General features: G+C 46.0%; 10 protein-coding genes. 4 read left to right on the top strand and 6 right to left on the bottom strand.

Features of this window, described 5'->3' with window-relative positions; all coding sequences use genetic code 11:
- Window positions 1-2: 2 nt before the first annotated feature.
- Both C7460_RS10085 and C7460_RS10080 read left to right on the top strand, forming a co-directional pair.
- On the top strand, window positions 3-686 hold the full coding sequence (locus C7460_RS10085; protein ID WP_115867982.1) for a response regulator: 684 nt from the start codon (window positions 3-5) through the stop codon (window positions 684-686).
- A 2-nt stretch (window positions 687-688) separates the two neighbouring features.
- A complete protein-coding gene (locus C7460_RS10080; protein WP_115867981.1) occupies window positions 689-2,446 on the top strand; it encodes a sensor histidine kinase in 1,758 nt (585 codons plus the stop codon).
- Here C7460_RS10080 and C7460_RS23735 read toward each other — a convergent pair.
- From C7460_RS23735 to C7460_RS10065, 3 genes are all read right to left on the bottom strand, one after another.
- Window positions 2,441-2,608 (bottom strand): hypothetical protein, encoded by a 168-nt coding sequence (locus C7460_RS23735; protein ID WP_170147959.1) that lies wholly within the window; start codon window positions 2,606-2,608, stop codon window positions 2,441-2,443. The genes C7460_RS10080 and C7460_RS23735 overlap by 6 nt on opposite strands.
- Before the next feature lie 162 nt (window positions 2,609-2,770).
- Entirely contained in the window at window positions 2,771-5,233 is a 2,463-nt protein-coding gene (locus C7460_RS10070) for a PspC domain-containing protein (RefSeq protein ID WP_170147958.1), read from the bottom strand.
- Complete coding sequence (locus tag C7460_RS10065) at window positions 5,230-5,577, bottom strand: PadR family transcriptional regulator (protein ID WP_115867978.1); 348 nt, start codon at window positions 5,575-5,577, stop codon at window positions 5,230-5,232. The genes C7460_RS10070 and C7460_RS10065 overlap by 4 nt, the downstream gene beginning before the upstream one ends.
- Window positions 5,578-5,805: 228 nt before the next feature.
- Here C7460_RS10065 and C7460_RS10060 point away from each other — a divergent pair, with 228 nt between their 5' ends.
- Both C7460_RS10060 and porU2 read left to right on the top strand, forming a co-directional pair.
- Window positions 5,806-6,888 (top strand): putative type IX sorting system protein PorV2, encoded by a 1,083-nt coding sequence (locus C7460_RS10060; RefSeq protein WP_147302908.1) that lies wholly within the window; start codon window positions 5,806-5,808, stop codon window positions 6,886-6,888.
- Entirely contained in the window at window positions 6,875-11,860 is a 4,986-nt protein-coding gene (gene porU2 / locus C7460_RS10055) for a putative type IX secretion system sortase PorU2 (RefSeq protein WP_115867976.1), read from the top strand. Before C7460_RS10060 ends, porU2 begins: the two co-directional genes overlap by 14 nt.
- Window positions 11,861-11,866: 6 nt before the next feature.
- On the opposite strand, the gene C7460_RS10050 is transcribed toward porU2, so the two are convergent.
- Genes C7460_RS10050 through C7460_RS10040 form a run of 3 tightly spaced genes read right to left on the bottom strand, consistent with a single transcriptional unit; the run spans window position 11,867 to window position 14,542 of the window.
- A complete protein-coding gene (locus C7460_RS10050) occupies window positions 11,867-12,163 on the bottom strand; it encodes an SCP2 sterol-binding domain-containing protein (RefSeq protein WP_115867975.1) in 297 nt (98 codons plus the stop codon).
- Between the two features lie 12 nt (window positions 12,164-12,175).
- The gene (locus tag C7460_RS10045; RefSeq protein WP_115867974.1) at window positions 12,176-13,240 is read right to left on the bottom strand and encodes a glutaminyl-peptide cyclotransferase; all 1,065 of its coding nucleotides are present in this window, start codon (window positions 13,238-13,240) and stop codon (window positions 12,176-12,178) included.
- A gap of 54 nt (window positions 13,241-13,294) precedes the next feature.
- Window positions 13,295-14,542 carry a cation:proton antiporter gene (locus C7460_RS10040; protein WP_115867973.1) on the bottom strand — a complete coding sequence of 416 codons (1,248 nt, stop codon included), beginning with the start codon at window positions 14,540-14,542 and terminating at the stop codon, window positions 13,295-13,297.
- Window positions 14,543-14,559 lie beyond the last annotated feature (17 nt).

The raw sequence follows: 14,559 nt of genomic DNA, 5'->3' as shown, positions 1-14,559 counted from the left end.
TAATGGTACAAATACTTCTCCTTGACGATAGTCAGGTGGCACTTTTTACACTTCAGGTAATGCTCAACAAGTTACGTCAGGGTTTAAAGATCCATACCTGCCTTACATATGATGCGGCACTAAAAGTAGTGAAAAATTATGAGGTTGATATAGCATTTTTAGATTTACAGATACCTGACAAAAACGGAGCGGATTTTGTACATCTGCTGAACCAATCTCCAGAATATGCCGAAATCAAAAAGGTAATCATCACAGGCACCAGTGAATCTTCCCTACTGAAGGCGAGTCTGGAGCAACACGTAGACGGTTACCTACATAAGGGGTTGAGCATCCAGGAGTTGGAAGAGGTGTTGGAATCGCTCCTGGCCAGCAAGCTGGGAATTGATCTGGAGGCTGTGAAAGTTAACTATGGGGATGCGTTTAGGGAGGTCTTTAAAGCGTATAAGGAAGAAAATGACAGCTCATTTGGTCTCCTACAAAAGGCAGTTGAACAAAAGGCATATGCCGATGCTCATCAGCTTTTTCATAAAATGAAGGGAGGGTTTAAGTTTATAATGCACGAGGCTATGAGCAACCTGGCGAATGAGCTGGAGCTGCAAGCCCAGGAAGGTAAGCTATACACTGAAAAAGTGAAAGAATTTGAGGCGGCTTATAAGGCACTGTCTGATAAAATATTGTTCATCTAATTATGTTGGAAAATCAACTCGATGGAGACCTTGGGAAAGTACTTCAAAACTCTGGGGTTAGCTTATGGACCTTTTCGCCTTCAAGGGGATGGAAAATGGATTCTTATTTTTGGACCCTTTTAGGCGAAAGCCCTCAAAACAACTGGTCTGCTCCTCAAGCATTACAGGCCTGGGCAAATCAGCTGCTCCAGGCGTCATCTGCGGCCCCTTTCCGATGGTCTCACGGAGAGGTACGCCTTCTTTTTCAGGGTATGCGTAAAGAAGATGGCTCGCTGATTGGTACGGCCATGAGGGAGCCTGATCTATCCAAAGCCAAAGAATACGTGACTTATGTAGAACATTCGCCACGTGCGCTGGCAATGTTTGACCGGAAAATGCATTATTTGGCTGTGTCGGATCAGTGGCTGGAGGACTACAAGCTAACTCGAGAGGCTGTGATAGGTCAAAGTCAGTATGATGTATTTCCTCAGCTAGAGCCTCGATGGAGTGATATATACCGTAAGTGCCTGGCTGGATCCGTGATAAAGTCTGATGGTGAGCGGTCCCGGAATGAACAGGGCGAAATACAATGGATGAGCTGGGATATTAGGCCCTGGTATTCGGAAGCCGGAGCTGTGGGCGGGCTGCTCATCATGACCGAAGATATTACAGCTCAGAAAAAGGCCGAAGAACAAATCCGTCTAAGTGAAGAAAAATTTAGAGGGGCATTTGATTACGCTAGCATAGGTATGGCTTTGGTGGGGTTGGATGGTGGCTGGATTCGGGTGAACAAGGCGATCTGCGATATGGTGGGGTACACCGAAGAAGAGCTGCTGGACTTGACTTTTCAGGACATTACACATCCAGAAGATCTGGATAAAGATCTTTCATTGCTGCAGGAGTTAGTAGCGGGTGCCAGAGACACTTACCAGATGGAAAAACGCTATTTTCACAAAGATGGAAGTGTAGTGTATATCTATCTGGCAGTGTCTAAGGTGACAGATGCTAATAATGAACCTTTGTTTTTCATCTCTCAAATTACGGATATCAGTGAGATGAAGCGCTCGCAGCATGAGCTTCAAGCTAAAAATAGTCAACTGGAGCAATATGCATATATAGCTTCGCATGATCTCAGGGAGCCGTTAAACACTGTGCGAAGTTTCCTCAATATCATGAGTGATGACTATAAAGGAAAGGTTGATGAGCAGTTTGATACGTATTTGGCCTTTATGCAAGAGTCTTCGCATCGTATGAGTGAGCTGATTCAGTCGTTGTTGGCGCACAGCAGGTTGTCCGAACCTAGTATTAGTTTGGAAGAAATCGACCTCAATCGGCTGGTAAGTGATGTAGTGATGGATCTCAATCATGTAATCGAAAAATCGGGGGCAGAGGTGAAGGTGCTGGATCTGCCTCATGTGAGAGGAGATGCGATGCAGCTGCGTATGCTTTTTCAAAACCTGATCACGAACGGGATCAAGTTTCAAAGTGGAGACACTACGCCTGAAGTGATAGTCGGTGTTAAAGGGGATTCATTCTTTGTAAAAGACAATGGAATAGGTATTAGCAAGCAGCACTACGAGCGAATATTTCAACTATTTCAGCGACTGAATGCTCGGGAGCGATTTGCGGGTAGTGGAGTAGGCTTGTCTAACTGCCGAAGGATAGTGGAGCATCATGAGGGAGAGCTTTGGTTGAAATCTACTCCAGGCATGGGGTCCACTTTCTATTTTACACTGTGGCAACATAGCAAAAAAGGGGCATTTGTGAATGCTGGTTCATAACGAGCGCTCAGCGGTGCGAAGCAGGTCTTTATAGGCTGAAAGTTCCTCAGATAGCATATATTGTGAGGCAGTACCGTCTCGGAAAACACCGTATTCTAAGGTGATTTCATCTAGTTGCCATTTGAGTCGGTAGCGTATCAGTCGTTTACTTACGTGATGCATACTTTTGCCTTGATTAAGTATGGGTGTGGAATTTGCGATGGATTGATAGCTCACATTAGGAGGTGTGAACTTGAAAGGGCTATAGGTGAGAATGAGTTCTGGTCCTATAAAAAAGGGCCCCACAGCAGTGCCATGGAGCCCTGGACCGAAGACTAGTTGTTTTTAATCGCGTTCTACTTTACTCATGCCTTCTTCTCTGATAGACACATTGTTGGTGCCACGGTATTTCACTTTGCTCACCCCTACGGCTTCTATATCTAACTCACCCGAGGCAAAAACCTCTGCTGTGGAAGCTCCTGCTGCTGTTACTTCAGCACGCTCGGCTTCAAGGCTGTGTGCCTGTAGTTTGCTTGCACCTACTACGTTTGCTTCCAGGTACCTACTGCTCCCGCGTACCTCCATCTGAGAGGCTCCCATCAGGTTGATTTCTAGTTCTTCAGGATTTACATTGGCATATAGCTTAGAGGCACCTACAAGGTTAAAACTCATCTCTTTGTTGGTAAACCCTTTTACCTCGCCTTCACAAGCTCCTGTAAGCTCCAGATACTCCAACTCAGGCATGGTTACTAAAAGTGAGATTTTTTCCACTCCCTGGTCATTCCACCATTTCCAGTTGTCTTCCCGAAACTTCACTTCCAGGGCATCTCCGATTTGGTTGAGGTACACATCATCGAGCTCATCATCACCTCCACGCAAGGTCACCTGCCAGTTTTCACCCTGTATGATCTCTACATCCATGAGTGAGGCCACTTTGATTTCATCAAAATTTTCGAATGGATAATCAATACGGTCTTCATATGCCCGTGGGCGCGACGAGCGCTGATCGTCTTCGTCATCATCTAAGTGGCTACGGCCGGTATTGCAAGTCACGCATTTTAGTCCTGTTCGTTCAAATACCCACGTATTGTTTTGGCGCAAGTGCCGTGAAGAGTACCCGTTGGTATGAAGTGTGTTGATGAGGATTTCTTTTAGCTCATAGTCCATTTTAAACTCTTTGCCATATGGGATATAAAACACCGCATAGGCATTTTGAAAACGGTATATCGCACTGTCAGAGAAGGTAACGTTGGAGTCGAATATGAAGTCATCGGCCTTTTGCTGGACATTGTATGAAACCATGCTGGCGTTTTGTTTAGCTTCATCACGACTACTTCCTCGGCTCTCCAATGAGAGCAGCAAAGAATAGGTGCTATCAGCATGTCCGCGGAGTTTTAGCCGCACATTGTCCAGGTGCCTTGCTTCGGACAGTTCGTTCAGGCGTAGTGTTGGGGTGCCATTGGTGAGTGGAAATGTCAGCTCTGAGCGGATTTCCTCTTCTGAGGTAAACTGAGCAACAAAACTCGGGATGGCAAAAGCCGAAAAGATCAACGAAAACACCCAGATGCCAAAGAGTGACCACCCTACATAAGCTTTGGTGACAGCTCTTTTTATGATTACACTTACGCCTGCCAGTGCTATAGCCAGAGCAGGGATAAAGCTGATGAGGAAAATAGATAAGATGGCCCAGCTGTCTATAGATCGTTGGATCAGCTCAATAGGAATACTGCCCATCTGCATGAAGTGGCTCCAGCTAGTCAGCCCAAAGATGGTAAGTATAGCACTTACAAATGCGAGCATCATGCTAAACCCTATAATCACCAGAATCACACCAAAGGCTATGCGAATGAGTTCTACTAGAAACTTCAGTGCGGGACCAAGGATCTTACCAAGGCCATTGATGATCAGCGCTATCAGCCTGAACGGGAAGAGCAAAACTTTTACAAGTGGACTTTCTTCACCCTCTCTCACGTTGAGCCCTTTTTTTACATTGTCTTCAATATTGGAGAGGGTAACGGGCTCCCCCTGCATTTGCATTTTTTCGGTGATGGTGCGCGCTTCAGGCGTGATGAGCCAAAGGATGATGTATAATATAATGCCTGCTCCGCCCAGGAATATGGACAGGACAAATAGCAATCTAATGACACTTTTGTCGGTGCCAAAATAAGAAGCTATACCACTAGATACACCACCAATTACTCGATCTTCAGTATTTCGAAATAGTTTTTTGATCTTTTTGTCATCTTCTAACTCATCGCTTGGAGGCAATACAATCCAAAGGATGATGTATGCAAGAAATGTGGCCCCACTAAAGCCCGGAAAAAGCAAATTGATAAACAAGATCACAAAGAGCAGCCTTACCCAAAGTGGGTCTATGCCGAAATAATGAGCCATGCCTGAGGCTACCCCTCCAAGAATACGTCGCTTGCTATCTCTGTAGAGTTTTTTAGGTTTACTTTCGCCAGCAGAAGCAGCATCAGGCTCATCTTTGGGGCTTTCCTTTTCTTCTTGATCGGCAGGTTCTTCTTGAGGTTCAGATTCTATGGTAGCCTCAAAATCGCTGGTAGTACCCATAGTAGCGATGAGGTCATTAACGTCTTCCAGATTGACAGTTTGTCTGCCGTCTGCAAGTTTTTCCAGAAATATTTCGGCTATACGGGCTTCTATATCTGCGATGATCTCTGCGCTATCATCAAAAGAGGAAAAGTAGGCGTTTACTGAGTCCAGGTAGCTTTTGAGCTTTTCAAAGCCATCTTCCTCTATATGAAAGATTATACCACCAATGTTGATACTTATAGTCTTCTTCATGATTGTGTTGGATTCTTTTTGACGGAAATGATTTTTTGGGTGGAGGAGACCAATTCTTCCCATGTTTGGCTGAGTCCATCCAGAAATTCCCTGCCCTGTTCAGTGAGGGTGTAGTATTTGCGGGGTGGTCCAGAGCTGGACTCTACCCACTTATAGTCTACCAGACCTGCTTTGCGCAGGCGGGTGAGTAGCGGATATAGGGTGCCTTCCACCACCATGATCCTGGCTGAGGTGAGCTCGTCTAGCATATCTGATGCATAAACTTCTCCCCGGGCTATGATATGGAGGATGCAAAACTCAAGGATGCCCTTCCGCATTTGTACTTGTGTATTTTCTATGTTCATGAGTCCATGAGTTTTATTATTTATTGGTAGTGTATACGGAAAGGTACTGTGTATGGCCGAGTACTAGGTGGTAAATATTGCCTGAACAGCTAATAAACTTTATTAAATGCAATTAAATATTTGATAAATAATATTTAAGTTTAATAAACGACAGATTTTTGTGTGTTGTCGAATTACATTTTAAGATGCTGAAATGTTGCTCTAAATTACGTTGACAAATCACGGTTCATGAATTTTCGATTTTGGTTCCTTTGGTTCGGTCTAATGTGCTGTGAGTTATTAGCTCTCGGTCAGGACAACACACCAAAATATAGCAATGAGTTTTTAGCGATTGGTGTGGATGCACGCGCGTTTGGTATGGCCAATAGTATGGTGTCCCATACCTCAGATGTGTCTGCTGGCTATTGGAACCCTGCCGGTCTTGTGGGGATGAGTCCTAATTATCAGCTGGGGCTGATGCACTCCTCGTATTTTGGAGGCATTTCCAATTATGATTACGGAGCATTTGCCATGAAGCTGGAAGATAGTGCCGCCCTCAGTGTTTCTATTTTACGATTTTCTGTAGATGATATTGCTGACACACGATTTTTGTTTGATGCCAATGGGAGCGTCAACTATGATAACATTCGTTTTTTTTCGGCTTCAGATTATGGTTTCCTCACAAGCTACAGTCGCCAGCTGGCGTTTTTGCAAGGATTGCGAATAGGTGGTTCTGCCAAAGTGATCAGGCGCATTGTTGGGGATTTTGCTACTTCCTGGGGGTTTGGCCTGGATGTAGGCGCCCAGCTAACCTGGAAGCAATGGAATTTTGGGCTGGTAGGTCGTGATTTGTTTGGGACATTCAATAGCTGGGCAATAGCCGATGATGAGCTGGCTGATACATATGCGCAAACGGGAAATGCACTTACCTCTCAATCTTTAGAAATTACGCTTCCTCGGTTTATCCTTGGAGCAAGCAGGACTTTTTCATTAATAAATGACTTCACGGTGTTGGCATCCGTAGATATTACTGCTACAACGGATGGTAAACGTAACACCCTATTGAAAAGTGAGGTCCTTTCTCTAGATCCGGCCTTCGGTTTGGAGGTGGGATACAAGTCAATCGCCTACTTGCGCGGAGGTGTTGGCCAGATTCAGGAGGTAAAGGACTTTAACGGGAGCAAGTCTTGGACCTATCAGCCAAATGTAGGTCTGGGCTTTCGGATTCGGGAAGTAGCCATTGATTATGCCTTTACGGATATAGGTGATCATGCTGCGGCATTGTATTCACATGTGTTTTCGCTAAAAGTAGACTTTGATGTGGAAGATTAAGCTATGCATTTTGATATTGTGTCTTTCTGTGGGATCGATGCTGTTTGGTCAGGGCACTGGCAATGAATGGATCAACTATGCTCAGGACTACTACCGATTAAAAGTAGCAGAAGATGGGTTGTATAGAGTGACAGCCACTGAACTAGCCCGGGTGGGTGTGCCGGTGAACAATATTGCAGCAGGCAGGTATCAGGTTTTTAGAAATGGACAAGAGGTAGCTATCAGCTCAAGGGATACGAATGGAGATGGTAGGCTAGATTATCTGGAGTTTTTCGGAGAGAAGAATGATGGTACTTCCAATACCTCACTGTATGATACGCCCAGTGATCAGCCACATACTTACTACAACCTCTATACGGATACGTCTACCTATTTTCTTACCTGGAAATCTACAGGCACTGGTAGCCAAATGGCTTTTTCTTCATTCAAAGATGCGAGCGGACTTACACGCCAGCCGTATCATTTAGGTGAGGACCTCCACCTACAAACAACGCACTATTTACATGGTACCCGGTTTGGTTCGGGGTTTGACATACAGTCTCCCAAATACCTGGAAGGCGAGGGGTGGAGCGGTAGCAGAATTGCCAAGGGAGGAAAGCAGGCGTTTTCGCTGACTTTACCCAACCCGGAGCGTACCGGCCCGATACCCACTCTGGAAGTAGGGCTGGTAGGAGTCAGTAGTTTTAATCATGTATCACAGATTTATGCTGGTCCTGACGCAGGCTCATTACGCCTGGTGGGTAAGGCGCAGTTTGAAGGGCATGGGCATTTCACCTTCGATAATAATTTGCAATGGTCAGATGTGCGTTCGGACGGACAGCTGATTGTAGAGGTCCGTGTAGTAGGGGTATCAGGTCAAACGGATGGGCAAAGTATCTCCTATGTGCGTGCCGAATTTCCACAACAGCTTATCGCCAGTGATCAGAAAATGCTCACCATTCCAGATATCACTGCTTCCAGAGGGTATGTAGTGGCTACAACCAGTTCTGGTGCTTCATATCGGGTGTTTGATGTTACGGATCCGTATGCGCCTGCTCAGGTAGCAGCTACAGCTTTTACTGATAGATTAGAGTTTGTTTTTAATGACTCTCTGGCCGAGAATCGTGCGTTTTTGTTGGTTGCTTCGCCCAAAACCGTGCCCGTGATAGAGCCTGCGGCCATGGAAGAGATTACTACCGAAGGGAAAAATTACCTGATCATTTCTCATCCAGAGCTCAATGAGCTAGTAGATGGCGTAGCCCCTGTAGATGGGTTTGAAGCTTACAGGTCTAGCGCTGCAGGAGGAGGTTTTCAGGTAGAAAAAGTCTATGTAGATCAGATTTTTGATCAGTTTGGATATGGAGACCCGGGGCCTGAGGGCATCAGGAGACTCATCCGAGCGATGGTAGCGGCAGGATCACTAGAGTATGTTTTTATCATAGGAAAAGGAACCACTGTAGATAAAGGCTATTACCGAAACCCGGACAGCTTTACGCATTATGTACCCACATTTGGTTTCCCGGGTTCGGACATGTTGTTGGCGGTGCCATCTTCAGGATTGGTGCCAGAGGTGCCCGTTGGCCGGCTCAGTGCGCTTACCTCTGTCCATGTAAAAAACTACCTGGACAAGGTGAAAATTATGGATGCGCTGCCTTTTGATCAGCTGTGGAGAAAAAACATCCTTCAGCTGAGTGGAGGTCAGACCACAGGAGAGCTACGCACGTTTGAGACTTACGTCAAAAACTTTAAGCAAGTGGCAGAGGGGGATTACCTGGGCGCCAGTGTCGTAAACATAAGCAAGAACAGTACAGAGACCGTGAAATTCATCAACGTGGCCAATGAAGTGAATGGCGGAGTGGGGCTGATTACTTTTTTTGGGCACTCCAGTGGGGTGGTAACTGATATGGAGATAGGCCGGGCTTCAGATCCTGATGCAGGGTATGCGAATCAAGGGAAATACCCTACAATACTGGTGAATGGGTGTAATGCAGGAGGGATTTTCAATAGTGGAAGCTCGTTCACTTTTGGTGAAGATTGGATGGCTACCCCTAACGCGGGAGCCGTGGCCTTTTTGGCCAATTCTGATTTTGCGTTATCACTAAACCTAAAGAGGTATTCGGATTTGTTTTACAAGTTCGCTTTTGCTGAAGAAAGCACTTTTGGTTGGGCATTGGGTGACATCATGTTGGAGGTTAGTCAGCGCTATTTTTCCAATTACGGAACCGACGATGTGGCTCAGTCGCAAGTATTTCAAACACTGCTGCAGGGAGATCCGGCAGTAGCCGTATTTGGTGCCCAAAAACCAGACCTGGCTATAGCTACTGGAGAGATATCTGCTTCCCCTATTCAGGAGGCTAAGATCCTGGCAAGCTCTGATTCTTTTGCATTACATATTCCTGTTAAAAACTTCGGTAAGACTAATGCTGACTCCATACGTATTTCGGTGGTACGATCTTTTGCAGACGGTAGCCAGACTACCAGTAGTCGGTCTTTTGGTAGGATCTGGAGCCTGGACACCTTGCAGTTTACGGTGAGTAACCCGGAAGGTACTGCTGTGGAGGGTGATAATGTATTTACCATAACGATCGATCCTGAGAATGAACTAGAAGAGCTCAATGAGTCCAACAATCAGGCGACCTTTGCGCTGTTTATACCAAAAGGCAATACGATTCCGCTCTACCCACTGACTTACGGGGTGATAAGCGATCCCAACCCTTCGTTGAAATGGCAGTCGGCTAACCTTCAAGAAGAAACCAGGACGTTTAGTCTTCAGGTAGATACATCCTTTCACTTCAGTAGTCCTTTTTCGCAATCGATCAGCCTGGAAGGTGCGGCATATCTGGAGTATCCGTTGGACCTCAGCGGCATGCCTGACAGCACTACGGTCTATTGGCGTACACGATTTGAAGAGCCCAGAGAAAATGAGGATACTACCTGGGTAGAGGCCTCATTTACATATACACACCATGCGATGACAGGTTGGGGGCAGGTAGGTAATGGGCAGTTTCGGGAAAACACGCTTGCAGGGGTAAACTATGACGCCAGTGCGGGGAGTTGGACGTTTCTGGAGTCTGTTACACCGATTCAGATCAACACCCATGGCCCCGAATTTCCCGGGGGATATGATGACTATCAGGTCATAATAGACGGCTTGGACTTATTGCTCACGGACAATGCCGCTGATCCCAGATGTAAGCGTACCAATGCTATCAATGCTGTGGTCTTTGACAAGGCCAGTGGAGTGCCCTATCGTCCATTCGGCGCACAAGGAGCCGATGTGCAAAATGATCTGGTTTGTGGGCGGTTGCCGCAAATGATACACAACTTTCATGAACAGGATGTATTGGGTGAACGGAGATATCTGGATAGCCTGATAGGAACAATGCAAAATGGAGATCATGTGGTGCTGTTTTCGTTTGGTGATATGGCTTATTCCAATTGGGATGCACAGCTAAAAGCATCTTTGGAGCAAGTGGGAATTTCGTCTGGAGTAATAGATGCTTTGGAGGATGGTCAGCCAGTTATCATTCTGGGCCAAAAAGGATGGTCTATCGGACAAGCCGAGGTGGTAACTTCTAATGGTAGTGCAGAGCCTTTGCGTGAGCAAGCTATAGAGCTCATTAGCCAGGTCAATAGTAAATTTACCTCAGGGGCAGTGCTGTCTACAAGGGTGGGGCCAGCCGTAGATTGGGAGCGGCTGTACTACGATGTGCAGGCAGAAGCTAGTGACTCCTGGTATATAGATGTGACGGGCGTGACACCTGATGGTGATAAAAATCGGGTTTATTCCAATGCACGTATAGATGAGGTTACTCTGGACAATGTGGATGCTACGACCTATCCATTTTTAGATTTGGAATTGTCTTTTGGTGATTTTGATAATCAGACGCCTCCCCAGTTAGCCTCGTGGGGAGTGGAGTACGAATTGCCACCAGAAGGAGTGCTAAGTTTGGTGGCGCTGCCTTCAGAGACGCTACAGGAAGGACAAGAATTTCAGAGTCGATTCGCTTTTGCGAATGTAGGCGAATCTTCCTTTAGTGATTCACTCACGGTGCGTGCCGAGCTCTATAATGTGAACGCTGCCAACACGGAGGTAAACACCTTTCATATATCTGCTCCATTAGAAGGCGATACCACCTATTTTGATGTGAGCTTTGGTACTATAGGTAAGCTGGGGGCCAATCACCTGTCTGTACGGGTAGATGCCGCCGGCCCAGAGCAGTACACTGCCAATAACAGTCTGCAGCTTGCCGGAGCGGCTACCGTGGTGGCCGATGATGTTAACCCCGTATTGGATGTCACTTTTGATGGAGGTTACATTTTAGATGGAGATATCGTTTCTCCCAATCCCTCAATACTCATTCGGTTTAAAGATGAGAACATACACCTTTATAAGCAGGATACCTCTGGAATATCTGTGGATCTGAAAGCTCCTTGCGAGGATTGTGACTTTGAGCGTATCCATTTTACAGATCCTAAACTTTCATATGTGCTTGCGTCTGAGGATCAGGATTTTGAAATTAGCTACCAGCCCGGCCCGCTGACTGACGGGAGGTATACGCTCCGGGTGCAGGGCGAGGATGCTAGTGGGAATGCTTCAGGTGTGCAGCCGTATGAAATTTCCTTCGAGGTAATCAACGAGTCTACCATCACCCATTTCTATCCTTACCCTAATCCATTTTCTACATCTACTCGTTTTGTGTTTACGCTCACAGGGAGTGAGTTGCCGGATGAAGTGAAAATCCAAATACTTACGGTGTCTGGTAGGGTGGTTCGGGAGATTACACAAGATGAGCTAGGCCCATTGCGAATAGGCACCAACATTTCTCAGTATGCCTGGGATGGCCGTGATGAGTTTGGGGATCTACTTGCTAACGGGGTATACCTGTATAAGGTAGTGCTGCGTCAGGGGGGCGAGGCTATTCAGCATCGCTTCACTTCTGGAGATCGGTCGTTCAAAAATGGATTTGGCAAAATTTACATTTTACGCTAGCCGGATTTAGAATAATGAGGCTAGTTTCATGGCTACTCCTTTGTCGCCTTCTATTTTCATTTTGCCTGCCATAAAGGCCATCATTGGGTTCAGCTTTCCGTCGAGCATCTTGCCATAGTTGTCCAAAGACATCTTGATGGTGCAGTCTGCTTCCTTGTTTTCATTGCTGATGGATGTCGGACTTACGGTGTCATCCAGATGTATGGTGCCTTCTGGAAACTGAAAATTGATTTTGGCATTTACCTTCCCCTCATTGCCTACGGCCATGCCCTTGATTTTCACTGTTGCGTCTGTTAATGTCATTTTAGGGTTGAATTAATTGGTGGGTATAAATTTAACTTCAAAAAGTTTAGGCCATAATTTTCCAGTAACAAAAAGTTGATCTGAGTTGGCTTTGTAAGCTATGCCGTTGAGTACATCCACGTCGCGAGTATTCAGTTTGCTAGAGATGCCACTCATGTCTATACGTTGCACCACCTTGCCAGTGGCAGGGTCTATTGCCACTATTTCCTCTTCCAGGTAGATGTTGGCATAGAGTAGGCCGTTGATCATTTCCAGTTCGTTGAGGCGGTTTACCTTCCGCTTATGGTCATAGACCTCCAGTTTGCCTATTTCAGAAAAATCACGAGGGTCTAGAAGGTGTAATACCTCAGAGCCATCACTTACTATGAGGGTGTCTCCATAGGTGGTGATTCCCCAGCCTTCATGGCTGTAGTGGAAAGTGCCTGTTTGTTTCAGCGATCTATCAAAGACAAAACCGGTGTTTCCCGTCCAGGTGAGCATGATGATTTTGTCTTCCCATTCGGTACTGCCTTCGCCAAAATATTCGGAGGGGAGGTTTACTGATTTATATTCCTTACCATCGAGTCGTTTTTTGATTAGTCGGGACTGCCCTTCTCTGCCTGTGCTTTCAAACAGCGTGTCACCACTAAAAAACAGACCCTGTGTATAGGCTGTAGGATCGTGATTCAGTTCTTTTACTATTTCATACGTGTATTTAATCGGTGCTACGTCGGAAAGAAAGGTGAGCCGGGCGTAGTGTGTTTCTTTTTGCCCTTCCCCATATACATCTAGTCTGAGTCGCTGCTTGCCAGTTCCCATGTCTTTAGACAACCACTCGAAGGCAAGTTCATCATACCGCGTGGTTTTCACTCCATCGTCCAGTAGTACAGAGTCTATGGTGAGGTCACTTTTCAGCTCGAAGCTGATGGACTCCCCCAATACAAATTTGGTGTTTGACTTAGGGGTTAGAAGTCGTGATTTTTTCTTGATTCTAGGGGTTTTGGCTTGTTCTGAACTCTCGCCTTTGTCCTTGTCACAGCCAAATAAACAGCACAGCGACAGGAGGGCGATGATTCCGTACGGTCTAAAACGATTCATAGGATGGTTTTTTGCAGAGCCAAAAGTAACTACTCTAGGCAATACGGCGATAGGTCATTCTTTGTTGGAAAAGCTGCGCATGAGAATGGGTACAGACAGCCCCTGATATAGTACCGAGCAAACGACTACTATATAGGTCATGGTCACGATGATGTCTTTGCCGTGAAACTCTGTAAGTGATAACGAAAGCGCAATGGGCAAGCCACCTCTGAGTGCTCCCCAGGTAAGTACAGGTATCGTGTTGCTGTCAAAGCTTCTTTTGACCGACATCAGCTTTATAGGGATAAAGACACTCAGCCAGCGGCCAAAGAGTACGATGTTAACAGCAAAAAAGCCAGCGGCAAAGTAGTCAAACCTCCAGGGGATTACGAGCATTTCCAGGCCTATGAGAACAAAAAGCATGGCAGAGAGGGATTCCTCCAGAAGGTTCCAAAATTTGAAGACATAATCTCCTGCAGCACTCGTCACGTGTTCGCCTCGGCCTTCATTGCCAATCACCAGTCCCATCACCACAGCGGCCTGTTTGGAGGATACGTGAACAAAATCTGCCAAAAAGGACCCAACCATGACTACAGCCAGCGTAATAAGTATCTCTACTTCCACGGCATCATTGTCTACATATTTGAGCAATCGGTAGCCCAGATAGCCTAGAAACAGCCCGATGAATATGCCCCCGCCAATATCTGCACCTACAATATATGCGGTCTCAAATACCGATAGCGGGTGGTCTTCACCTGCATGAGCTATGTCTAGTAGCGTGAGAGCGAGCACTACAGCCACTCCATCGTTAAAAAGTGATTCTCCGGCAATTTTGATTTCAAGGTCTCTCGCCAGGTTAAACCGCTTGATAGTTTTAGTGACAGCAATGGGATCTGTAGGAGATATTAGTGCGCCAAACACCAGGCAGTACAGATAGTCTAGCTCTATGCCCACGAAGTGAAGCATGTAGTAGATCAATGTACCAATCACAAAAGTGGAGATCAGTACCCCCGTGGTAGCCAGCACTAGAACAGGAGTGCGTTGTTTGCTGAGTTTTTTGAAATCTATGTTTAATGCTCCTGAGAAGAGCATAAATGACAGCACTACGTGGTAGAGGACTTCAGCATAGTCGTATTCTTCCAGTTCTGCGGCACCTATTTTCAATCCCGGAAAAATCTGTCCAACACCTAATAGCACTACAGAGAGCACAATAGCCATGATCATCAACCCAATAGATGAGGGAAGTTTTAGAAAGTAGGTGTTGACGAAGATAAATAGCCCTGCTAAAAATATGAACAGCGCAATAATGTCAAATACGTGCATAAGTTCTTTTGCCGATT

Source organism: Marinoscillum furvescens DSM 4134, assembly GCF_003386095.1.
Lineage (GTDB): Bacteria > Bacteroidota > Bacteroidia > Cytophagales > Cyclobacteriaceae > Marinoscillum > Marinoscillum furvescens.
This window is presented reverse-complemented; position numbering and strand designations above follow the sequence as displayed.

Bases quoted from the DNA above. Each gene is read 5' to 3' on its own strand.
- C7460_RS10085 (WP_115867982.1), top strand. From the start codon at position 3: ATGGTACAAATACTTCTCCTTGACGATAGTCAGGTGGCACTTTTTACA.
- C7460_RS10080 (WP_115867981.1), top strand. From the start codon at position 689: ATGTTGGAAAATCAACTCGATGGAGACCTTGGGAAAGTACTTCAAAAC.
- C7460_RS23735 (WP_170147959.1), bottom strand. From the start codon at position 2,608: ATGCATCACGTAAGTAAACGACTGATACGCTACCGACTCAAATGGCAA.
- C7460_RS10070 (WP_170147958.1), bottom strand. From the start codon at position 5,233: ATGAAGAAGACTATAAGTATCAACATTGGTGGTATAATCTTTCATATA.
- C7460_RS10065 (WP_115867978.1), bottom strand. From the start codon at position 5,577: ATGAACATAGAAAATACACAAGTACAAATGCGGAAGGGCATCCTTGAG.
- C7460_RS10060 (WP_147302908.1), top strand. From the start codon at position 5,806: ATGAATTTTCGATTTTGGTTCCTTTGGTTCGGTCTAATGTGCTGTGAG.
- porU2 (WP_115867976.1), top strand. From the start codon at position 6,875: ATGTGGAAGATTAAGCTATGCATTTTGATATTGTGTCTTTCTGTGGGA.
- C7460_RS10050 (WP_115867975.1), bottom strand. From the start codon at position 12,163: ATGACATTAACAGACGCAACAGTGAAAATCAAGGGCATGGCCGTAGGC.
- C7460_RS10045 (WP_115867974.1), bottom strand. From the start codon at position 13,240: ATGAATCGTTTTAGACCGTACGGAATCATCGCCCTCCTGTCGCTGTGC.
- C7460_RS10040 (WP_115867973.1), bottom strand. From the start codon at position 14,542: ATGCACGTATTTGACATTATTGCGCTGTTCATATTTTTAGCAGGGCTA.